Annotated in this window: 20 protein-coding genes; 10 read left to right on the forward strand and 10 right to left on the reverse strand. The window is 40.2% G+C overall.

Features of this window, described 5'->3' with window-relative positions:
• Nucleotides 1-7: 7 nt before the first annotated feature.
• The 4 genes from H4J61_RS17270 to H4J61_RS17285 form a co-directional block, all read right to left on the reverse strand.
• Nucleotides 8-1,186 carry an efflux RND transporter periplasmic adaptor subunit gene (locus H4J61_RS17270; RefSeq protein ID WP_182137120.1) on the reverse strand — a complete coding sequence of 393 codons (1,179 nt, stop codon included), beginning with the start codon at nucleotides 1,184-1,186 and terminating at the stop codon, nucleotides 8-10.
• A gap of 307 nt (nucleotides 1,187-1,493) precedes the next feature.
• Nucleotides 1,494-1,730: an RNA-binding protein gene (locus H4J61_RS17275; RefSeq protein WP_146877867.1), complete on the reverse strand. Its 237-nt coding sequence runs from the start codon at nucleotides 1,728-1,730 to the stop codon at nucleotides 1,494-1,496.
• Nucleotides 1,731-1,964: 234 nt separating this feature from the next.
• On the reverse strand, nucleotides 1,965-2,663 hold the full coding sequence (locus H4J61_RS17280) for an exonuclease domain-containing protein (RefSeq protein ID WP_182137119.1): 699 nt from the start codon (nucleotides 2,661-2,663) through the stop codon (nucleotides 1,965-1,967).
• 15 nt (nucleotides 2,664-2,678) lie between these two features.
• Nucleotides 2,679-4,520 (reverse strand): putative nucleotidyltransferase substrate binding domain-containing protein, encoded by a 1,842-nt coding sequence (locus H4J61_RS17285; RefSeq protein WP_182186526.1) that lies wholly within the window; start codon nucleotides 4,518-4,520, stop codon nucleotides 2,679-2,681.
• Nucleotides 4,521-4,809: 289 nt separating this feature from the next.
• Here H4J61_RS17285 and H4J61_RS17290 point away from each other — a divergent pair, with 289 nt between their 5' ends.
• The 4 genes from H4J61_RS17290 (at nucleotide 4,810) to H4J61_RS17305 (ending at nucleotide 10,919) form a co-directional block, all read left to right on the forward strand.
• Entirely contained in the window at nucleotides 4,810-5,061 is a 252-nt protein-coding gene (locus H4J61_RS17290; protein WP_182137117.1) for a DUF4212 domain-containing protein, read from the forward strand.
• Nucleotides 5,061-6,800 carry a sodium:solute symporter family protein gene (locus H4J61_RS17295; RefSeq protein WP_182137116.1) on the forward strand — a complete coding sequence of 580 codons (1,740 nt, stop codon included), beginning with the start codon at nucleotides 5,061-5,063 and terminating at the stop codon, nucleotides 6,798-6,800. The genes H4J61_RS17290 and H4J61_RS17295 overlap by 1 nt, the downstream gene beginning before the upstream one ends.
• Nucleotides 6,801-6,962: 162 nt before the next feature.
• Entirely contained in the window at nucleotides 6,963-7,403 is a 441-nt protein-coding gene (locus H4J61_RS17300) for a hypothetical protein (protein ID WP_182137115.1), read from the forward strand.
• A 78-nt stretch (nucleotides 7,404-7,481) separates the two neighbouring features.
• A complete protein-coding gene (locus H4J61_RS17305) occupies nucleotides 7,482-10,919 on the forward strand; it encodes a PAS-domain containing protein (RefSeq protein ID WP_182186528.1) in 3,438 nt (1,145 codons plus the stop codon).
• 102 nt (nucleotides 10,920-11,021) lie between these two features.
• Here the strand turns inward: H4J61_RS17305 and H4J61_RS17310 are convergent, their stop codons facing one another.
• The 4 genes from H4J61_RS17310 to coaBC all read right to left on the reverse strand — a co-directional run bounded on the left by H4J61_RS17310 (nucleotide 11,022) and on the right by coaBC (nucleotide 15,409).
• On the reverse strand, nucleotides 11,022-11,681 hold the full coding sequence (locus H4J61_RS17310; protein ID WP_182186530.1) for a response regulator transcription factor: 660 nt from the start codon (nucleotides 11,679-11,681) through the stop codon (nucleotides 11,022-11,024).
• A gap of 215 nt (nucleotides 11,682-11,896) precedes the next feature.
• The gene (locus H4J61_RS17315; protein ID WP_182186532.1) at nucleotides 11,897-13,369 is read right to left on the reverse strand and encodes an aminoacyl-histidine dipeptidase; all 1,473 of its coding nucleotides are present in this window, start codon (nucleotides 13,367-13,369) and stop codon (nucleotides 11,897-11,899) included.
• A 65-nt stretch (nucleotides 13,370-13,434) separates the two neighbouring features.
• Nucleotides 13,435-14,019, reverse strand: a complete 585-nt coding sequence (slmA, locus tag H4J61_RS17320; protein ID WP_182186534.1) for a nucleoid occlusion factor SlmA — start codon at nucleotides 14,017-14,019, stop codon at nucleotides 13,435-13,437.
• Nucleotides 14,020-14,164: 145 nt separating this feature from the next.
• On the reverse strand, nucleotides 14,165-15,409 hold the full coding sequence (coaBC, locus tag H4J61_RS17325; protein ID WP_182186536.1) for a bifunctional phosphopantothenoylcysteine decarboxylase/phosphopantothenate--cysteine ligase CoaBC: 1,245 nt from the start codon (nucleotides 15,407-15,409) through the stop codon (nucleotides 14,165-14,167).
• A gap of 83 nt (nucleotides 15,410-15,492) precedes the next feature.
• Between coaBC and radC the strand changes: the two genes are divergently transcribed.
• The 4 genes from radC (at nucleotide 15,493) to rpmG (ending at nucleotide 17,091) form a co-directional block, all read left to right on the forward strand.
• Nucleotides 15,493-16,170 carry a DNA repair protein RadC gene (radC, locus tag H4J61_RS17330; RefSeq protein WP_182137109.1) on the forward strand — a complete coding sequence of 226 codons (678 nt, stop codon included), beginning with the start codon at nucleotides 15,493-15,495 and terminating at the stop codon, nucleotides 16,168-16,170.
• A 64-nt stretch (nucleotides 16,171-16,234) separates the two neighbouring features.
• On the forward strand, nucleotides 16,235-16,420 hold the full coding sequence (locus H4J61_RS17335; protein ID WP_182186538.1) for a hypothetical protein: 186 nt from the start codon (nucleotides 16,235-16,237) through the stop codon (nucleotides 16,418-16,420).
• Between the two features lie 269 nt (nucleotides 16,421-16,689).
• Nucleotides 16,690-16,926, forward strand: coding sequence for a 50S ribosomal protein L28 (gene rpmB / locus H4J61_RS17340; protein ID WP_146877856.1), 237 nt, complete (start codon nucleotides 16,690-16,692; stop codon nucleotides 16,924-16,926).
• Nucleotides 16,927-16,935: 9 nt separating this feature from the next.
• Nucleotides 16,936-17,091, forward strand: coding sequence for a 50S ribosomal protein L33 (gene rpmG / locus H4J61_RS17345; protein ID WP_070375415.1), 156 nt, complete (start codon nucleotides 16,936-16,938; stop codon nucleotides 17,089-17,091).
• A gap of 450 nt (nucleotides 17,092-17,541) precedes the next feature.
• Here the strand turns inward: rpmG and H4J61_RS17350 are convergent, their stop codons facing one another.
• Nucleotides 17,542-19,281, reverse strand: a complete 1,740-nt coding sequence (locus tag H4J61_RS17350) for a DUF885 family protein (RefSeq protein ID WP_182186540.1) — start codon at nucleotides 19,279-19,281, stop codon at nucleotides 17,542-17,544.
• A 108-nt stretch (nucleotides 19,282-19,389) separates the two neighbouring features.
• Between H4J61_RS17350 and H4J61_RS17355 the strand changes: the two genes are divergently transcribed.
• Both H4J61_RS17355 and H4J61_RS17360 read left to right on the forward strand, forming a co-directional pair.
• Nucleotides 19,390-19,887: a hypothetical protein gene (locus H4J61_RS17355; protein ID WP_182186542.1), complete on the forward strand. Its 498-nt coding sequence runs from the start codon at nucleotides 19,390-19,392 to the stop codon at nucleotides 19,885-19,887.
• Nucleotides 19,888-19,940: 53 nt separating this feature from the next.
• On the forward strand, nucleotides 19,941-20,831 hold the full coding sequence (locus tag H4J61_RS17360; protein ID WP_182186544.1) for a RimK family alpha-L-glutamate ligase: 891 nt from the start codon (nucleotides 19,941-19,943) through the stop codon (nucleotides 20,829-20,831).
• Nucleotides 20,832-20,952: 121 nt separating this feature from the next.
• Here the strand turns inward: H4J61_RS17360 and H4J61_RS17365 are convergent, their stop codons facing one another.
• Nucleotides 20,953-21,585: a thiol:disulfide interchange protein DsbA/DsbL gene (locus H4J61_RS17365; protein WP_182137104.1), complete on the reverse strand. Its 633-nt coding sequence runs from the start codon at nucleotides 21,583-21,585 to the stop codon at nucleotides 20,953-20,955.
• Between the last annotated feature and the right edge of the window lie 28 nt (nucleotides 21,586-21,613).

The raw sequence follows: 21,613 nt of genomic DNA on the forward strand, positions 1-21,613 counted from the left end.
TGCTCCGTTATTGCGCTTTATTTACAGAAGATGCTGCAGCAGATGAGCCAACTTCAGATGAAACAACTGGGGCACCGGGACGAATTTTTTGCAAACCTTCAACAATCAATTTGTCGCCATCAGCCAATCCACTTGTTACTAACCAATTTGAACCCACTGTTCTATCAACAGCTAAAATACGGCTTTCAACTTTATTGTCTTTACTGACCACCATTGCTGTTGGCTCGCCTTTAGTATTTCGACTTACGCCACGCTGAGGAACTAAAATAGCGTTGGCTTTTACGCCTTCAATGATAGAAGCGCGGGCATACATGCCTGGCAATAATAATTTTTCCGGGTTAGGAAATTTAGCGCGCAGGGTTACCGAGCCCGTACTTGGGTCTACGGTTACTTCAGAAAACTGTAATGTGCCTTTATGAGCATAAGTTGCACCATCTTCCATGATGAGTTCAACGTCTGTTTGACTTGTCGAGTCAACCGTCAAAGCACCTGACGCTATCGCTTTTTTAAGTTTGGTTAGTTCATTGCTTGATTGCGTTAAATCGACATAGATTGGGTCAAGCTGTGTCACTGTTGCAAGCGCAGTGGTTTGATTGGCACTGACTAAAGCACCTACAGTGACACTCGACTTACTGATTTGTCCGCTAATGGGTGACGAGACATGGCTATAATCAAGATTAATTTGCGCACTTTGTTGCTGTGCCTTAGCGGTTAGTAATTCAGCTTTCGCTTGTTTGTATGACGCATCAGCTTCATCAAAGTCCTGCTGACTTACTGCTTTAATTTTTAATAGCTCGCTATAGCGTGAAGCTTTAGCTTTACTGCTTGCAATGCTGGCTTGCGCTTTTGCCACAGCGGCTTCGCTCGCCGCTAGTTCAGCTTTAAATGTGGCAGGATTAATCTGATAAAGCGCTTGGCCTTGCTCAACTCGCTTGCCTTCAGTAAATAAACGCGATTGCACTATACCACTTACCTGAGGACGAATATCAGCGATTTGAAAGGCACTAATGCGACCAGGTAATTCTTTTTTAAGCGTTAATGATTGGCTTTTTAATGTCACCACACCTACTGGCACAGCTTGAGGTGCTAAAACTTGTGACTGCTCGGCAGCGATATCACAACCCGTTAAAGCAACGGAACCTATGAGGCTTGATAATACAAATAAAACGGTGCGGGAACACTGCATGTTAAATACCTTTTAAATTTAGAGTGAACGATCATTCTAAATTAAAGTATTTTAATAATAAACCTTAATTGACTGAATTTACAAAAGATTACATAGAGTTACACTTACAAGCTCAACTGAGCTATTAAGCGTTATTAAAATGGCAGATTAAATCACTAAGCTATGAAAAACAGCACAAGCTAACAGATGAAAAAATATCGTCATAATAGCTGCATGGTCACTCTGCAAGTACTAACGAGCTTTAGTTTTATTTAGTGACAAAAAAGCCAGCATGGAGCTGGCTTTTTTTTCTATTGTTTGGCTAAAATTATTGCGCGATTTTCACACGAATTTTATTTTTTGCGATTTTGGTTTCATGTAGATTAGACAAGGCTAGTTTTGCTTCTTTTTCATCAGGCATTACAACAAAAGCAAAACCTTTTGATTTGGCCGTTTCTTGGTCTAAAACTAAGTTACATTCAGTGACAGTGCCATGAGCAGAAAATAAAATACGGAGTTCCTGTTCGGTTGTCGTACGAGAAAGGTTGCGAACTAAAAGTTTCATAATTGACCATAGGTATGTGATTGCGACCATAATTATCTCATAGTTTGACCATAGACCAAGCTATTTTCTGCATTTGGCTAAAATAACTTAGCCACATAGTCTTGCTCGGCGTGCAAAATCTGTCTATTAAAATGCAGCCGGTATAGGCGCCATGGTGTGGCAAAGTTATTGTGCAGCACCTTAAGTATTTCAATCGTAGCGGCTATTTCTCTAGCAAATAGGTTAATGCTCAACTTATAAAATCAATTGCTGCAGTGACAAATCCTTACTTCTTTCGCTTAACTGCGCTAACAACAATTCAGCTGTTGCGATAGCGTCATTGAGTGCATTGTGGGCATAGTGCTCAGGCAGGTCGTACTTTTCTCGTAAGGCTAACAGTCTTAATTCAGAAGGGTCGTAGGCCACATCTCTTTTATCGAGTCTTCTTTTAGCGACCACTAAGGTGTCTATAATAGGAAATGGTGGCGCCATACCATAAAGTTCAAGGCAGGCTTGTCGCAAAAACTGTCGTTCAATACGGGCAAAGTGTACTAACATCACTTTGCCGGCAAGGCGCTTAAGTAATTGTTCTATGACCTCAGCTAAGGGCTGCCCTTGGTCTTTTTGGTCGTCAGTTATTTGATGAATAGTGACATTATTGGCCTTTAAGCTACCTTTAGCGTTAATAATTTGATGATAACTGCTGCCAAGCTTTATTTGATTAAAGTTTAATTCTACGCAACCGACACTGAGTAACTTATCTTGCACCGCATCTAAACCTGTGGTTTCAAAATCTACCGCTAGAATTGGAATACAATTCAACGGGGTGTAAAGCGGTGGAAAGGGTACGCTGAGAAAATCACGCAATGGCCCTTCAGGCGCCCTTTTTAGCATACGTTTACGTTGTGCTTCGTAACCGAATAGCCAACGAGTTAATGGATGATGGTTTAACATAATAAATGGCTATCGTTAATAAGTTGACTGACGGCTGTCTTGCATGGTTTTGATCACTTTAAAGGCATCTTTTAAGTGTTCACGCTCGAGTTTAGATATATCTTTAGGTGACAAGTAGTTATTAGGCTGTTGTCCTTTTTGTAATTTGTTGGCTTGGTGCATCATGCGCAGCATACTTAAAAATTCATAGGCATCAATAAGGTTTGCTGCTGATGCTTTGGTTAATGAAGGTGTGCCTGCGGCTTGCTTTAATCGCTCTATGGTATTGACCGAAGAAATCCCCTCAGATAGTGCATAAATACGGGCCAGATCAACTATTGGGGCAATACCGTTGTGTTTTAAATCTAGTGTCGCTTTATTTTCGCCATCTTGAATTAAGACAAAATCACGGAAAAAACCTAATGGTGGCCTTAAATTTAAAGCGTTACGCGATAAGTGTGCAATAAATAATGTGCTACTTTGGGTTTTTTTTAACATTTTCACTCGCACTTGCTCGAGTAAATTACTCTCGCCATAAACCGTAATTAAGTCAAAAAAAGTGCTGCAATGCATTAAGGCTTTTGGGTCTGGTGTGTTAATCCACTGGGCAAAATATTGTGACCATTTTTTTTGTGTTTGACACCACTGAGGATTTGTCGCCATGACATTGCCAGGGCAGTAAATAAAACCACAAGCGGCTAAGCCATCAGAAACAAAAGTAGCAAGATCTTTAAACCAGTAGCCATGCTGTGGTTGCATGTCGTTTGAAATGATCAAGGCGTTGTCTTGATCTGAGTGAGCAAATTGCTCTTGTCTTCCTTGCGAGCCTGCAGCCAACCACGCGTAAGGCACAGGTGGTGGGCCTAATAATTTTTCCGCCATTTCAATTAATCGAATGGTAAACGCCATGGTAATGGCACTAATACTTTTACCAACATGGTCAGCGGTAGTGCCTAGCTTTGCCATCCGGATTTGCAGTTTGGGTATCATGCTACTGATTTCGATGAGTTCGTCGACCGATTTTGCTTTATGAATAATGCTGGTAATGTTAATGGCATTTTGCCCTTCATTATTCATTAAATCAGTGACAGTAACCATACCTTTGAGTTGGCTATCTGCAGTGACAGGTAAATGATGAATATGCTTTTGTGTCATCATCATTAACGCGTCATAGGCGGTACTTTTAATATCGATTGTCGCCATGTCATCGGTCATGATTACGCTAACCGGTTGCTCAATACTTAAGCCTTGCGCCACACAGCGCCGACGAATATCTTTGTCGGTGACTATACCGAGTAACTGATCATTTTGTACAATAACCAAACATGAAAAACCTTGTTCTGTCATCAAAATGGCCGCTTGTTGAATACTCGTGTCAGGACTTACGGTAAAAACAGGGTCATGACAAAAGTGAGCGATTGAGCTATTAAGTAATGAAGAATTTAAAATAGCGTCTTCATTAACTTGCAGCATTTTTTTATTGAGGCGTTGCTCAGATGTTTGCTGAAAAAATGCCAGTACATCGGGATATTCACTGACCAGCTGGTGAAAGTTATGGTAGTTGATGCTGTAAAGCAAGGTATCTTCATCAGAGGTAACTTTAGCCTTGTCATCATTATTTAGGCAAAAAGCGGTACAAATATCGCCTTCACTATATTTCCCCAATAACTCATCATTTTCAGTGACATAACTTAATGCACCTTTGCGTAATATGTAGAGGTTCGCTTCTACAATACCCTCTGGAGGTAGCGACTGCCCCCTACGCACATAACAAATACTAATCTCTTTAACGACTTGTTCGATGATATTACTCGGCAATAAATCCATCGGAGGAATCGCTTGTATAAATTCACTGATTTCGGTTAATGCTGAGTCCATGGCAATATCTCCAATAAATATCCTTAGTGTATTTAGATGAATTGTAACCCTTAAGTCAACTATTTCACCTGTGTTCTAGACTAAAGTTTAATATGAGAGTCGAAAAAAGATTGTTAGTGTGTAGCCTGGAGTAGGTTAAGTATTCATTTATCCAAGTTTGCTTGTGCTAGCTGGTCGAATTAATAGTCAACATTACTTTAAACAACGGGTATAAAGCGTATAAAAATCATAAAACGCTGTGCCTATTAAGCTAAACAGGTTTAATAGGAATAATTGCTAGGAGAGAATGATGGAAGGTAATGCAACATATTGGTCAGAGAATCTGCGCCTAATATTTATAAGTCTTGTTATTTGGTTCGTAGTTTCATTTGGTTTTGGTTTACTGCTTGTTGAACCATTAAATGAGATACGTCTAGGTGGGTATAAGCTAGGTTTCTGGTTTGCACAACAAGGTTCGATTTACACATTTGTCGGTTTAGTTTTTTGGTATACTAAAAAAATGAACGACCTTGATAAAAAATATAACGTGGGGGAATCATAATGGATGAGTTAAAACTCTATACTTACATTGCCGTGTTCGGTTCTTTCGCCGTTTACTTTGGTATTGCTTGGTGGGCACGTGCGGCTTCAACGAGTGATTTCTATGTCGCTGGTGGTGGTATTACACCAATGCAAAATGGTATGGCCATCGGTGCCGATTGGATGAGTGCTGCGTCATTCATTTCAATGGCGGGTATGATCTCATTCTTGGGTTATGGCGGTTCTGTATTCCTAATGGGTTGGACGGGTGGTTATGTATTACTCGCCATGTTGCTTGCACCTTACATGCGTAAACACGGTAAATTTACTGTACCTGAGTTTATTTTTGATCGTTATTATTCAAAAACTGCACGTATTGTAGCGGTTGTTTGTTTAATCATCGCTTCATTAACTTATATCATAGGTCAAATGAAAGGTGTGGGTGTTGCTTTCTCTCGCTTCTTAGAAGTTGATTATGATAATGGCCTTTACATCGGTATGTTCGTTGTTTGGGTTTATGCGGTACTTGGTGGTATGAAAGGTATTACTTACACGCAAATTGCTCAGTATTGTGTATTGATTTTTGCTTACACCATTCCAGCAGTGTTTATTTCTTTACAGTTAACAGGTAACCCAATTCCACAACTAGGCTTAGGTTCTACCTTGGCAGATGGTAGTGGTGTTTACTTACTTGATAAGCTGGACATGGTAGTCACTGATCTTGGTTTTAAAGAATACACTACTGATAACATGGGTGGCTCAGTAAATATGTTCGCATATACCTTGTCACTGATGATTGGTACAGCAGGTTTACCTCACGTTATCATGCGCTTCTTCACTGTTCCTTCAGTAAAAGCAGCACGTCAATCAGCAGGTTATGCTTTAGTTTTTATCGCTTTGTTATACACAGTTGCTCCAGCAGTTGGCGCTATGGCTCGTTTGAACTTAATGAACACTATTGAGCCAGCAGCCGGTCAAAATATGGAATATGCTGAACGTCCTCAGTGGTTTAAAGACTGGGAAAAAACTGGTTTATTACAATTCGAAGATAAAAACGGCGATGGTAAAATACAATACAACGCTGATAAAACAACGAATGAAATGATTAAAGTTGACCGTGACATTATGGTATTGGCTAACCCTGCAATCGCAAACTTACCAAACTGGGTAATTGCATTAGTTGCCGCTGGTGGTTTGGCTGCCGCTTTATCTACTGCAGCCGGTTTACTGTTAGCAATATCCTCATCAATTTCCCATGATTTAATGAAAGGTATATTAACGCCCGATTTAACAGAGAAAAATGAGTTACTAGCAGGTCGAGTTGTGATGACAATATCGGTTCTGGTCGCTGGCTGGTTGGGTTTAAATCCGCCTGGTTTTGCCGCAGGAACGGTTGCACTAGCCTTTGGTTTAGCTGCATCATCAATATTCCCAGCACTAATGATGGGTATATTTTCTAAGAAAATGAGTGGTACCGCAGCAGTATGGGGTATGTGTTCAGGTATCGGTGTAACTATGCTTTATGTGTTCCAACACAAAGGCCTTATGTTTATTCCAGGTACATCTTTCTTAGGTGATATGGGTCCTAACTGGTTCTTTGGTATTTCACCTAATGCCTTTGGTTCAGTCGGCGCATTTGTTAACTTTGCTGTAGCCTTTACAGTATTAAGATTTACAGGTCCAGCTCCAGCTCATATCCAACAATTGGTTGAAAACTTCCGTACACCACATGGTGGCGTTTCAACAGCACATGATCACTAATAGCGTGTGATGGTATTTAATACCCATTAAATAAAGGCTCCACTTGTGGAGCCTTTAGTTTTTATTGTTAAGGATGTCTTTAAGCTAGATAACCAGCTGATGTAAGATACACAGTTGTAAAATAACCTTTAAATTTGAATACTAGAGAAAATAAGGATAATCATGAATCGTCATACAAAAACAGCATTAATAGTGGCACCGTTTCTTATCTTGGGTGGCTACATTGCGTCAGATTTTTATATCGAAAATAAAGCAGATCAAGAAAGAGTATTTAATATGGTGCCATTTGGTCTTTGTGATGTGATCAATGAAAAGTGTGTGTTGAAATCAGGCACCTTTGAGGTCAATATTTATGATAAAGCAGGCACTACAACATTAAATTCAACTTTTCCGCTCGATAGTGCAACATTTTTTTTAGTTGATAGTAACAACCAAGCCAGTGCTTACCCTTTAGGCATGATTGATAGTGCATATTACTGGCAGAGCCCAACACCTTTACGCAATACTATTAGTAACAAGGGTGATAAGCAAAAATTACGCATTATTGCTAACATCAAAGGCGGCCAATATATTGCGGAGTTTTATACTCAAACATTAAATTAGCGTTGAACTTTAAGTTTAATGACATCTCTGAATAAATCCATATAATCAGATGATTAATATCAGTTATAGAGAAATGTTATGTTTCCAAATTGGCAATTAGCAGGCTTAAGTTTTGCTTATATAGGTTTGCTGTTTTTTATTGCCTATATTGGAGATAAATACCGTCATAAATTATTACGCAAAAGCCAGGCGATAATTTATGCATTAACCCTAGGCGTTTACTGTACGTCGTGGAGTTTTTTAGGCACTACTGGACAAGCGTCGAGTAATTTCATTTCACATTTACCAATATATTTAGGGCCTATACTACTCTTTATATTCGCTTGGCCTTTCATTCAACGCATTATTAGCGTTAGTTTAAAATTAAATCTTACTTCGATCGCTGATTTATTAGCCGCTCGCTTTGGTAAATCACATAACTTAGCCATTTTAGTCACCATAGTCGCGTTAGTGGGCACCATGCCTTATATCGCGCTGCAATTAAAAGCCATTGTTTATACTTTTCAACAGCTGCAAGCAGAGCAGAGTTTAGCTAATTGGCATTTTGGTTTAATCGTTAGTTTAGTCTTAGCCGGCTTTACCATAGTATTTGGTGTGCGTAATATCGATGTGACTGAACGTCATCCGGGTGTCATGCTCGCGATAGCCTTTGAATCTTTAGTAAAGCTGTTTGCCTTCGCTGCCGTTGGTATTTTTGTTACCTACGTGCTCTTTGATTCGCCAATGGAAATTTGGCGTCGATCGTCAACTGTCCTGAATCTTGAACAACAACTGAACTTTCCCAATATTATGTCAATGTTCGCTATGCTAGTGATCACTATGGCGGCATTTTTATCATTACCACGGCAATTTCAAGTCATGGTGGTTGAACTTAAAGATGAAAAAGATACTTGGCTTAGTCGTCGAATTTTTCCACTTTACTTATTAATATTTGCAATTTTTGCGGTGCCGTTAGGGCTAGCAGGACAGTTATTATTGGGCGATAGTGTTCCCTCTGATGCTTACGTATTATTTCTACCTTGGTATCAGCAACAACCTTGGTTAACCTTGTTAACCTTTTTGGGCGCAATATCTGCTGCCAGTTCTATGGTAATCATTTCTTCTATTGCTTTGAGTACTATGCTCAGTAATGAAATTGTTTTTCCTTGGTTATATCGAGCAAATAAACACCATGAAACAGATTATGATAATTTCCGTTTACGATTATTAACTATTCGTAAAATATTAATTTTATTTGTTATTTTATTAGGTTATGGCGTGTTTTTGATGACATCGCCAGATACCTTAAGTTCTTTAGGTGAAATAGCCTTTGGTGCTTTTGCCCAATTAACGCCCGCATTAGTCGCCGCTTTTTATTGGCGTAGAGCCACTTTAACTGCGGTTTATGGCGGAATCGTGATTGGTTTTGGTGCTTGGTTAACACTCAACTTTCTGCCACAGTTTGGTCTTTATCCAAACCCCTTTGAAGGAGGCTTCCTACCGGCTAATTCAATGGCAAGTCTGTTGTCATTATCAGCTAACATCATTGCCATGTGGTTACTTTCTCATGTTAGTCGTCAAAGTGTGCAAGAGCGTATGCAAGTATCCTTATTTATGGAATACAAAGCGCCAAAAGTTTTACAGTTACAACGTAATAAACAAATAAATTATCAAGAACTTGAGCTATTACTTTCACGCTTTGTGGGTGAAGAGAAGTCCAGCGCTAGTTTTATACAATTTCAGTGTTCAACAGACAAGACACAAATGAGCAATGTGGCGTATAACCAAAAATTATTACAGCACACTGAAAATACTTTGGCGAGTGTTATGGGGGCATCGTCTGCCCGTTTAGTCTTATCGTCGGCGTTAGATGGTCGTGATATTGCTTTAGACGAAGTCGCAGTATTAGTGGAAGAAGCGTCGAGCCAACGACAACAATATAGCCAAGATTTATTACAAAGTGCGATCGAAAATGCCAGTGAAGGGATTTCCATTGTTGATAGTGAGCTAAACCTTGTGGCCTGGAACAAAAAGTATGTTGATTTATTTAACTACCCCAGTGAACTGGTTTTTCAAGGTAGCCCCGTCAGTGATTTAATTCGCTTTAACATACTGCGAGGTTTATGCGGTGTCGGTAAGGTTGATGAGCAAGTCAGTAAACGCCTAATGCATTTACGCAATGGCAGTCCGCATAGCTCTGAACGAGAAGATAGTGACGGTAGAGTCATACGCATTGAAGGTAATCCGCTACCGGGTGGTGGCTTTGTTATGCTCTTTTCTGATATTACCGTCTATCGTCAAGCCGAAAGAGGTTTAATTGAAGCCAATGTGGATTTAGAAACGCGGGTGCTTGAGCGAACACAAAAATTAGAGCAAACCAACGATGCTTTAGCTTTAGCCCGTGAAAAAGCGGAGCAATCGCATATTAAAAAAAGCTTATATTTAAAAGCTTGTAGCCATGACTTAATGCAACCATTAGAAGCGGCGCGGCTATTTACCTCAGCTTTAGCTAGCCAAGGCAATTTAACGGCAACACAACAACGACAGGTAGATAATATTGACCACTCTTTAAAAGTAGCCAATGACCTAGTGGCAGATTTGGCAGAAATTTCCCGGATTGAAAGTGGTAATATAAAACTCAATATTAGCTCTTTTTCATTGAAGTCTTTATTTGATGATCTTGCCAAAGAGTTTTCTGCCAGTGCCTTGGAACATGAAGTGGAGTTTCGAGTACGCTGTAATTCAATGTGGTTACGCTCAGATCGAAGTTTATTACGCCGAATATTGCAAAATTTAATTGGTAACGCCTTTCGTTATGCCAGTCCAGGTAAGATATTGTTAGGGGCACGAGCGAAAGGAGATATTATTGAGATACAAGTGCTGGATAATGGCCCAGGTATTCCTGAAGAAAAACAAACCATGGTCTTTGAGCAATTTACCCAGTTAGATAATCAGCAGAATTCATCAGCAGGTGGTTTAGGCTTAGGGCTAAACATCACCCAAAGCTTAGCTAAGTTATTGGGTCACCCTTTAGCGCTGAGTTCGCAAGTGAATATGGGTTGTAAATTTACCGTTGGGGTTGAACGCACTCGAGCACAACGAGAATCAGTAGCCGCAAAACCTGTGGCTAATTTGGGATTAAGCGATGTTACGGTAATGTGTATCGATAATGACCCTGATGTCTTAGGTGGTATGATTGAGCTATTATCAGTATGGGGTTGCAATGTATTGGCCGCGGATTCATATCATCAAGCACTGTCAATTTTTGATGAGCACAAAAACGATATCGAAATACTGTTAGTTGACTATCAGCTCGACGCTGACTTTAACGGTATCGCGTTAATTACAGAGCTAAGAAAGTTGAGTCGACACTACGTGCCTGCGGTGTTAATTACCGCCACCACAGATAGTAACCTAGAGGAAAAAGCCCTAGTAGCAGATATTGGTTTTATGCGTAAATTGATAAAACCTGCCGCGCTTAGAGCGATGATGAGTTCGATGTTAACGAAAAAAATGCAAGAAAAGTATTGGCAATAATGACTCTTGATAACCTTACTTATTTTCAACTTTCGTGATTCAATTTTCGTGATTCAACTTTAATGATTCAATTTTCGTGCTTAAAGTTCAGGTAACTACACATTAACAGTCTTGTAATTGCACGTCAGAAATATCAAGTTGAGCAATAACGATAACCGCTTGTGTACGGTTACGCACATCAAGTTTACGAAATATTGCCGTGGCATGCGCTTTGATGGTCGCCTCTGAGACATTTAAATCATAGGCAATTTGTTTATTAAGCATGCCTTGGGCGAACATCATTAAAATTCTATATTGTTGTTGAGTCAAGCTAGCAACACGCTCTGCAATATTGTTATTGTCTTGCATCGGTGACGACTCACTGTACGCATCGGGTGTCCAAACATTACCTAATAAGACTTGTTGAATAGCATTATAAATATCTTCAACGGGGGTAGACTTTGGAATAAAGCCTGAAGCGCCATAGCCCATAGATTTATGTATGGTTTCGTGGTCTTCATGAGCCGATACTACTACAACCGGTATTTGTGGAAAATGATTACGTACATGTATCAAGGTATTAAAGCCATGAGCACCTGGAATATGCAAATCTAGTAATAGCAGATCACTGTCGGTATTGTCGCGCAGTTGCTGTTCTAGCTCTGCTATAGTTTGTGCTTCCAACCAATGTGTTTGGGTGAGTTTTAATTTTAATGTACCTAATAATGCTTGTCTAAATAATGGATGATCGTCAGCTATTATAATTTTTTCTGGCTGAATCATATCTTTATTTCCTTTATAAAATTTATAGGATGCCGAGCTTATTTTAGGTTGTTTACAATGGGTTGTTCATTAGACTTTAGTCTAGCAAACATTTTGCAGATCTGGTCGGGTTTTATCCAAAATAATCAAATAGTGCTAAAATCGAGTAAATTACAGTAGCAAATAAAAAAGAAAAGCGACTTGTAGCGCACTAAAATAACGCGCTACAGCAGCACTTACGACTTTTCTGGAATATTGGCTAATACGGCTAACAATAACTGCCAATAGCGCTCAACAGTCGCTATTTGTACTTTTTCATCCGGTGAGTGAGGGAATTTGATCGTTGGACCAAATGACACCATATCCCAATGCGGATAAGCTGTTTTGAATAAGCCACATTCAAGACCGGCATGAATAACCATAATTTCAGGTACTTTATTAAACAGTGTTTGATAAGTGTTACGCACAGTTTGCATTAATGCTGAGCTAGTATCAGGTTTCCAACCAGGGTAAGCGCCAGAAAACTTAATACTTGCGCCAGCGAGATCAAACACAGATTGCACCATAGTTTGTGCGGCTAAGCGCCCGTCGTCATGTAAGCTACGGATCAAAGTCATGGCGACAAATTTATTACCTTTGCTGCGCATAACACCTAAGTTTAATGAGGTTTCAACAATGCCTTCAATGTCATCGCTCATCCGTAACACACCATTAGGGCAGGCGTTAAGTGCACGTAAGATAGTATTTTGGCTGGCTTGCGTCCAACATACATCAAAGGTTTCAGGCGAAATCAATAACATCTCGATACTGGTTTCGATAGCACCTAGCGATTGGCGCACTGTTGCTAAATACTCAGCTAACTTGGCTTTTAACGGCTCAATTTTATTACGGCTAATAACAAAGCTAGCATCGGCTTCGCGCGGAATAGCATTGCGTAAACTGCCGCCATTTAATTCCGTTAAACGCAAACCTAAGGTGTTGCTAGCATCGAGTAAAAAACGCACCAACACTTGGTTAGCGTTGGCTCGACCGGTATGAATATCGACACCCGAGTGCCCACCTTTAAGACCCGAAATTGACAAGTTAAATGATTCAACATCTGCAGGCGCACTTTCATTACTAATAGCGAAAGTAGCTTCACCATCAATGCCGCCAGCGCAACCCATGTACACTTCACCTTCTTGCTCTGAATCAGTATTGATTAACAAGTCGCCGTCTAACCAACCGGCTTTAAGACCAAAAGCCCCCGTCATGCCTGCTTCTTCATCAATGGTGACTAAAACTTCTAGCGGGCCGTGCACAATATCGTCACTGGCCAGGACCGCTAACGCAGATGATAAGCCAATACCGTTATCTGCACCTAGTGTTGTACCTTCAGCGGTTACCCAGTCGCCATCAGCTTCGGTAATTATGTATGGCTTGATAGGGTCGATACGAAAATCATGATCAGTAGTCGCATTTTTCTGTGGCACCATATCCATATGAGCTTGTAAAATAACACCCTTTTTATTTTCCATCCCTGCCGTGGCGGGTTTTTTAATAATGAGGTTGCCAATGGCGTCTTCTTTAACACTTAGCCCGAGTTCAGTTGCCCAGCTTTGGATCCACAGCGATATTTTTTGCTCGTGTTTTGATGGGTGTGGAATGCTACAAATTTTATCAAAAACTTGCCATAACTTGCTTGGTTCTAGTTGTGCTAACGTGCTCAATAGCCTTCCTTAAATTTTTACTTACTAACGAAAATAAATCGCTTGATGTTTTGTGCAGCAATGGCCTATTTATCAGCCATTAAAAATTGCCATTGCTCATTAAAATCGTTACTGGGTTTCTTGCTAAAGTCCGAGCGAACATATTGATTAATTTTACCTTCAGCATAAGCCATTAAAATGTTGGCTAAAGCCTGCTCTGAAATGGTGAAACCTTTACCTTCTCGTAGCTTTCGCTCTCGTAAAACTTGCTTAAATTGTGACTCAAGCTTTTCAAAAAATTGATTCACACGAGCCCGTAGACGCTCATTCTCCCCCATTAACGCATCACCAGCAAGAATACGGCACATACCGGGATTACGCTCAGCAAAAATAAGTAATACATGCAAAATATGATGGCAACGAATCAAGGCTTCTTTATGGTCGGTTAATATCAGGTTTACCCGAGAAAAAATAGATTCTTCAATAAATTCTATTAAGCCTTCAAACATCCGTGCTTTCGATGGAAAATGACGATAAAGCGCCGCTTCAGAAACACCGACTTCGGCGGCAAGCTTTGCCGTTGTGATCCGCTGCCCTGCGCTGGTTTCTAGCATATGCGCAAGACATTCTAAAATTTGTTGTTTACGATTAGGTTTTTGAGTTGCCGACATAAAACTGATTCTCTATTGTTATTATATTTTCAACAGTCAGACCAAACGGATGAATAAATTATACCGATGGGTTTACTACTAAAAGATTAGCGTGATTGTATAGCGTTATTTAGCTGATGTTCAAGCCTGAAATTAGCCGCCCGACCTAGTTCTTTAATCGAGAACCTTGCCATGTTTGGTGAATATGTTGGACTAATTGTTTGGCAAGCTCATTTTTGCTCATTAAAGGTAAAACTTTTTTATCGCTAGCGGTAAATACCGTTAACGCATTGTTGTCACTGTTAAAGCCTTGACCTGCAGCCGCGACGTTATTGGCGGCGATCATATCAAGATTTTTACGGGCTAATTTATCACGAGCATAATGCTCTACATTTTGCGTTTCAGCGGCGAAACCAACCGTAAAAGGCTTATGTGCTAATGCAGCAACATCAGCGACAATATCAGGGTTCTTGATCAAATTCAGTTGCATGGTGTCTTGAGATTTTTTAATTTTTTCACTGGCAATATGATCAATACGGTAGTCAGCCACAGCAGCACAAGCGACAAAAACATCAGCATCAGGCGCAAGCGCGATAGCCTCTTGATGCATCTCTGTGGCACTCGTTACCGCTATTTTTTGGCAACCTTGTGGTGTCGCTAAACTAACAGGCCCTGAGATGATGGTGACCTCTGCGCCAAGGCTTTGCGCTGCATTGGCAATAGCAAAACCCATTTTTCCTGAGCTGTGGTTGGAAATATAACGCACAGGGTCAATAGCTTCGCGTGTCGGCCCAGCGGTAATTAACCATTTCTGGCCAGTTAAAGGTTTTGGCTGATTTAAGTCAGTATCATGGTTATTCATTTTTGCGATGGCTTGGCAAGTTAATTCAACTAACTCAGGCACGTCTAACATGCGGCCTAAGCCGACATCACCGCAGGCTTGTTCGCCAGCACCTGGACCAAATAGGCGGTAGTGCCATGACCTTAAGGTGTTAATATTTTTTTGTGTTGCTAGGTTATGCCACATTTGTTGGTTCATTGCCGGTGCAATAGCCACGGGCGCTGCGGTCGCTAAACAAAGCGTGGTTAGCAAATCATTTGCCAACCCGGCGGCAATTTTAGCAATAAGGTCGGCTGTAGCGGGTGCAATTAAAATAAAATCAGCCCATTTTGCCAGTTCGATATGGCCCATAGCCAACTCAGCTTGCGTATCTAATAAACTACTTGATACCGCATTGCCGGAAACCGCTTGTAAGGTTAATGGCGTGATAAAGGCTTGAGCGCCTTCTGTCATCACGACACGAATATCAGCACCTTGGTCTTTTAATCGACGCACTAGCTCTGGCGTTTTGTAGGCGGCAATGCCGCCACTGATACCCAATAGGATTTTTTTACCCTGAAGAATCTGCATAAACTGCTAATCTTAATAACGACAATGGGCAATAAGATAGCATTATCGCACTTTTATTCAAATCACTTTGCAAGGATGCACTTATGTTAAAAGACTGGCCAGACCGTGAAAAACCAAGAGAGAAGTTATTACACTTTGGCGCGAAAAGCTTAAGTGATGCCGAACTGCTAGCAATATTCTTACGTACAGGCGTTCAAGGTTGCCATGTAGTTGACCTTGCACGAAATTTATTAAAAAGTTTTGGCAGTATTTCGAAAATATATCAAGCGGGATTAGATGACTTTTGCCAGCATCATGGTTTAGGTGTTGCAAAATATGTCCAATTACAAGCATGTTTAGAAATGTCGACACGCTATTTAGCGGAACAGATGCAAATGGGGCAATCGTTAACGTCTTCACTGAGCACGCAAAACTTTTTAAAAGCTGAACTGCGCCATGAAACCCGAGAAGTATTCGCGGTGCTCTTTTTAAATACTCAGCATCAAGTGATAAAGTTTGAGCGGCTATTTCACGGCACCATTAATGCGGCTGCAGTATACCCACGCATTGTGGTTGAGACCGCACTAAAATATCAAGCGGGAGCGGTTATTCTTGCGCACAATCACCCGTCGGGTATTGCTGAGCCAAGTATGGCCGATAATCAAATTACCAGTCGACTAGAACAAGCACTGGCGTTAATTGATATCAAAGTACTTGATCATATCATTGTGGCGGGTTGTCATTGTTATTCGTATGCTGAACATGGCCGAATGATTGAATGATTGAATGATTGAATGATGTGTGAGTATTTCAGCAAGCTGTTTTGAGCGCCAAAGAATACATGGCATGACAAGTAAAAAATTGCAAAGCAGCGGCCGTCGTTTTCGCCTTAGCAGATTGGCCTTGAGTAAAACAGCAATCGCACAACTACAAGCATTGGCGCTTAATACTCAACTTAATACCCAAGTAGCCATGTCAGCTATTATTGACATTTTAACTAATGCACTGGCTAAAAAAGATCAAAAAGAATGATCACGTAAATAGTTAGCGGTTAAAATAGCCTAAAAATGTGCTATTAACATTCGATTCGGCTGATAATAACTCATGAAACACTAAAGTCACATCAATTATTCAACCTAAATCTTTGAATTATATGATATTTCAAAACTATTCACTTTAAAGTTGATTAATACTGGCATTCATTTTTCACTTTCACTATAATATGCCACCTTTTTCAGGATCCCGAGGCGACGGTCTTGGGGAAATACAGCACGACCTGAAATTAATTTTGGAGTACTCATATGTCTAAAGTTTGCCAAGTAACAGGCAAAAAGCCAATGGTTGGAAACAACCGTTCGCACGCAAGAAACGCGACTCGTCGTCGTTTTTTACCTAACCTTCAAACTCACCGTTTTTGGGTTGAGAGTGAAAATAGTTTCGTTAAATTACGCTTAACTCCGAAAGGAATGCGTATTATCGATAAAAACGGTATTGATGCAGTATTAACTGATATCCGTGCCCGTGGCGAAAAAGTTTAAGGAATTGCAATGCGCGATAAAATTCGTTTAGTTTCTAGTGCTGGCACTGGCCATTTTTACACTACTGACAAAAACAAAAAAACTATGCCTGAAAAGATGGAAATCAAAAAGTTTGATCCTCGCATCCGTCAGCATGTTATGTATAAAGAAGCTAAAATCAAGTAATTGATACGGCTTATTTAAAAACCCGGTTTATACCGGGTTTTTTATTGCCTATAGAAAATGACTCCGTTAACTTGCACCGCAAACCTACGCCTTAATCTTATGCCTATTTTACCCTCTGAAAGTTGTCTTTAGTCCTATCTGATATGCCAGTTACTCACCACTAAACTGCGTTACTAAACTGAGCTACTAAACTGAGTTACTAAACGGCTGACATGAAAATGCGTCAAGTCGATCTTAAATACCACAACAGCTGAGTTAACTGAATTGGAAGCACTGACAATAGCTAGCAAGTGGTTGTTATTGTATGCGCTTAATAACTATGATCATGACCATTAAGCTTTGAAAACTAGTTGGTTGGGCAATGTTGTTGAAGCTGGGATAAGTCGCAAATAAAAAGAGCAACTACTTAATAGCGTTGCTCTTTTTTGCATGATATAAATATCTTAGCCGTTACAACTGCTGCGCTATCCAGTCCATAGTTAACTCTTCAAGCAGCGCCATGGGTAAGCTACCATTTTTCAGCATTTGGTCATGAAAAGCTCTAATATCGAACTTATCACCTAAGGCTTGTTCCGCTTTCGCCCGCAATTGACGAATTTTGATTTCACCAATTTTGTATGACAAGGCTTGCGCTGGCCAAGTAATATAGCGGTCAATCTGGCCAATAACATCAGCCATGCTTAAAGCGGTATTCTTGGCTAAATAATCGATCGCTTGTTGACGGGTCCAACCTTTAGCATGAATGCCAGTATCGACCACTAAGCGACAAGCACGCCATGCTTCATAGGTTAAACGACCGAAGTCACTATATGGGTTTTGGTAAAAGCCCATTTCCTTACCTAAACGTTCAGAATATAGCCCCCAACCTTCGCCATAGGCGGCGTGGTATAAAGTTTTACGAAACTCAGCCATATCAACTTCTTGCGCAATAGCACTTTGAAAGTGATGACCGGGCTCTGCCTCATGGAAGGTTAATGCCTCTAAAGTATATAAAGGTTGGCTGTTTAAATTTTTAGTCTCTAAAAAGTAGGTGCCTGATGTGGTACCACTGCCATCGGAGGCAACATAATAGGCACCACCATTTGGACTGGATTTAATGTCGAAGGTTGATCTGGGTAATACTGAAAACCATTTCGGTAATTGTGCGGCCATTTTACGGGTGATATAGCTGGCTTTTTCCAGCATATCCATCGCACTATCGGTGTAAAATTGCTGGTCGTTACGCAAAAACGCAATAAAACCTTTAAATTCACCCTTAAAGTCCACAGCTTTAATAATTTGCTGCATCTCTGTACGTATGCGACTGACTTCATCTAGACCTATTTGATGAATTTCATCAGCTGATAAATCCGTGGTCGTGTAATACTCGATTAAGTATTGGTAGTATGCTTCGCCGCCCTCAACACTGCTAATGCCAGCAGTGGTCCGACAGTGGGTCATATATTCTTTGGTGAAAAAGTCATAAAAATCTTGGTACTCAGGTAAAACAGTCTCTTTAATCAAGGTTTTTACTTGCTGGCGATACTGCGCTTGCTCGGTTGATGAAATGACTGCTGGCATATTCAGCATAGGCGCATAAAAAACACTGTTTTGTACATCAGCGACTAAATGCTTACTGATTGATTTTTCATAGCCTTTAAAGCTTTCACAGTAATGGGTATGACCTAAGGCAATGGCTTGTTTTAGATCAACGATATGTGCTTGGTTATAACGTGGATAATCAGCGAGACTGATTAAATAATTACTATAGTCTTGTTCGGTTAAAAATGACATGTTGGCTGGAGCGCCGGCAAAGTAACTATGAAAGCCTGAATAATAAGTTAACGGATAAAGGTGATCTTGAAATTGATAACTTTTTGCTTCCGCTTCGCGTTCATATTTAAATAAACGATAGCTGATCTGATCAGCACCTGAGAGTTTATTAACATCAATATCATTAATACGCGTTAGCAATTCATTATTGTATTTTGACCGACGTTCGCGGCCATTTGCTGACATTTCAGGTAAATTACCCTTCATGCGAAAGGCATCGGGGTCTTTTCGAAAAAACACTTGTTCTTGATTTGCCCTTTGCCAATGCTCATTGAGTAACTGTTGAAACTGTTCACTGCTTTGGTTGGCAAACGTGCTGGTTGCGCTGAATAAGCCACAGAGTAATAATACTCCAGCACTTAATGGTTTTAGTTTCATACGAAGCCTTAATTTTGGGGTGATATTATTGTTATTAATGTAACGCTATATTCTAATGAGCTCAATTTTTTTGTATGATGAAGATAATAGGCAGTACTGAGGGGCATGATGATCAGATTATCAAAAACTGGCTGGAATAATGTCATTATCATTATGGTAATGGGCTTTATTTTATTGATTAACGCCACGAATAAAAAAATTCACTCGCCAGATGAAAATACTGAGGTCACTAGCGATCAAGAGATTGCTTTAGTCGGATCGCAAAATATTATTTTAACGCTCGATATAAGTAATGTGGTCACTATTGAGCGGATAGGCCGCACTTGGCGGGCAGCTCCGGCTAATATCTCCGGCCAAGCATTAGCACAAATGATGATGTCTTGGCAGCAAAGTAGCGGTCAGGCAATGGCCCAAGCTCCAATAGTTGATCGACAATTTTCGCTCGATGTTAAGCTCGATATTGCCGGCCAACCACTGCCATTACAGTTAAGTTTTTATGCCACTGAGCAGCAATTATTGATCTTTAATCAAACATCAGCACAGTGGCTTGTTATGCCAATAGCTATGTATGGGCAATTGTTTCCAGCAGAAATTTTTGCTAACTAGCCTTAGTTTATTCACTTTAACCTTTAACCAATGTAGCAGAGGCAGTAGATTTTATGAAAAAATGCGCAATTTTATCCATGGACAGTTTGGAAAATTTTGAGGCTTATGATTGTTTGATTGATCAGCCAATGCTGGCTTTAGGCTGGCAAACCGAAGTGATTTCCTGGCATGATAGCAGCGTAAATTGGTCAGACTATACCGCGGTTATTATTCGTAGCCCATGGGATTACCAAGATGACATGGAAAGTTTTCTCAAGGTACTGTCGGCTATTGATCAATCAAGCGCCCGCTTAGAAAACAGCTTAAATGTGGTGCAGTGGAATATTAATAAAAGCTACTTAAAAAGCTTAGTCGCTGAGCAAGTGACTATTGTACCGACCTTATGGCCACAGGCTTTTGACCCTGACAATATGGCGGGATATTTCAGCCATTTTGCTACCGAGCAAATAGTCTTAAAACCGCGAGTCAGTGCCAATGCTGACAATACATTTTGGCTTACAAAAGACACTTATCAAGATAAAGTTACTGAGTTAAGTCAAGCGTTTGCAAAGCGAGAGTTGATGGTGCAGCCTTTTATGGCTGCTATTTGCCAAGAAGGTGAATTTTCGTTGTTTTATTTTAACGGCCAGTACAGTCACACCATATTAAAAACCCCAGCCCAAGGTGATTTTCGTGTTCAAGAAGAGCATGGTGGTGGCTTATTATCGGTAATGCCTGAACCATCCTTATTGGTAGCAGCAAACAATACAATGCGAGCTATCAGCAAGCTACATGGTGAACTACTCTACGCGCGTATTGACTTTGTTCGCTATCAAAACACCTTTGCCTTAATGGAAGCTGAGTTAATTGAGCCTTCGCTTTATTTTAATATGGACGATGCCTCAGCACTCCGTTTTGCCAACGCTTTTGACACTCGCATGACAGCGTTCACGGCTAAAACATAGGATATAAATAGCAAAGCAATAAAAAAGAGGCCAAAGCCTCTTTTTTAGTTACCGGATGAACGGTCAGTTTTTTATGCCAGACAAAAACTCAGTCACTACATCCATGTCGGCACGGATTAACTTACTTTAAGGTTAATAAGTGATTTACTAGCTTGATATAATCTTGTTCAAAATTGTTTCTATCTAAGCCGGCTGGATCAACACGGTATTTACCATTAACAATCACAGTAGGTACTGCAGTTAAAGCACCTTTATTAGCAAAGTAGTCTTGCTGTTTCTTCATCGCATTGGCTTTGCTGACCACACTAAAGCTTTTCATTAACTTATCGAATTTTTCACCATCAGCACCGTTGAGTACGAAAACGTTTCGGATATCTTTTTCTGAAGTAAATACCGCTTTTTGGATATGGATGTAATTAAACAGTGCGCCAATAATTTTCTTCTCTAAACCCATTTGGTGGGCAACAACAACGGCTTTACTGAGCATTTGTTGTACTTTAGGTGACGCAGCACGCAAGAAATCTACATGGTTCATTTCAAAGTCAGCATCTGCGGGTATAGACGTTTTTAACGTCGCCATAAAGGGTTCAAATTTAAAACAATGTCCGCAATAAAAAGAGAAAAATTCACGTACTTCAGATTTCGCCGAAACGTCTTCATTCACTTTAGTGTAATGCTCACCTTCAGTATAATCTGCTGCGAATGAGAGTACGGGTAATAACATTAAAGCGAATAAGCTCACTAACTTCTTCATAAAATTAAAATTCCTAATTATTAATAAA

The sequence above is a fragment of the Colwellia sp. MB3u-4 genome (genome assembly GCF_014077065.1).
GTDB lineage: Bacteria > Pseudomonadota > Gammaproteobacteria > Enterobacterales > Alteromonadaceae > Cognaticolwellia.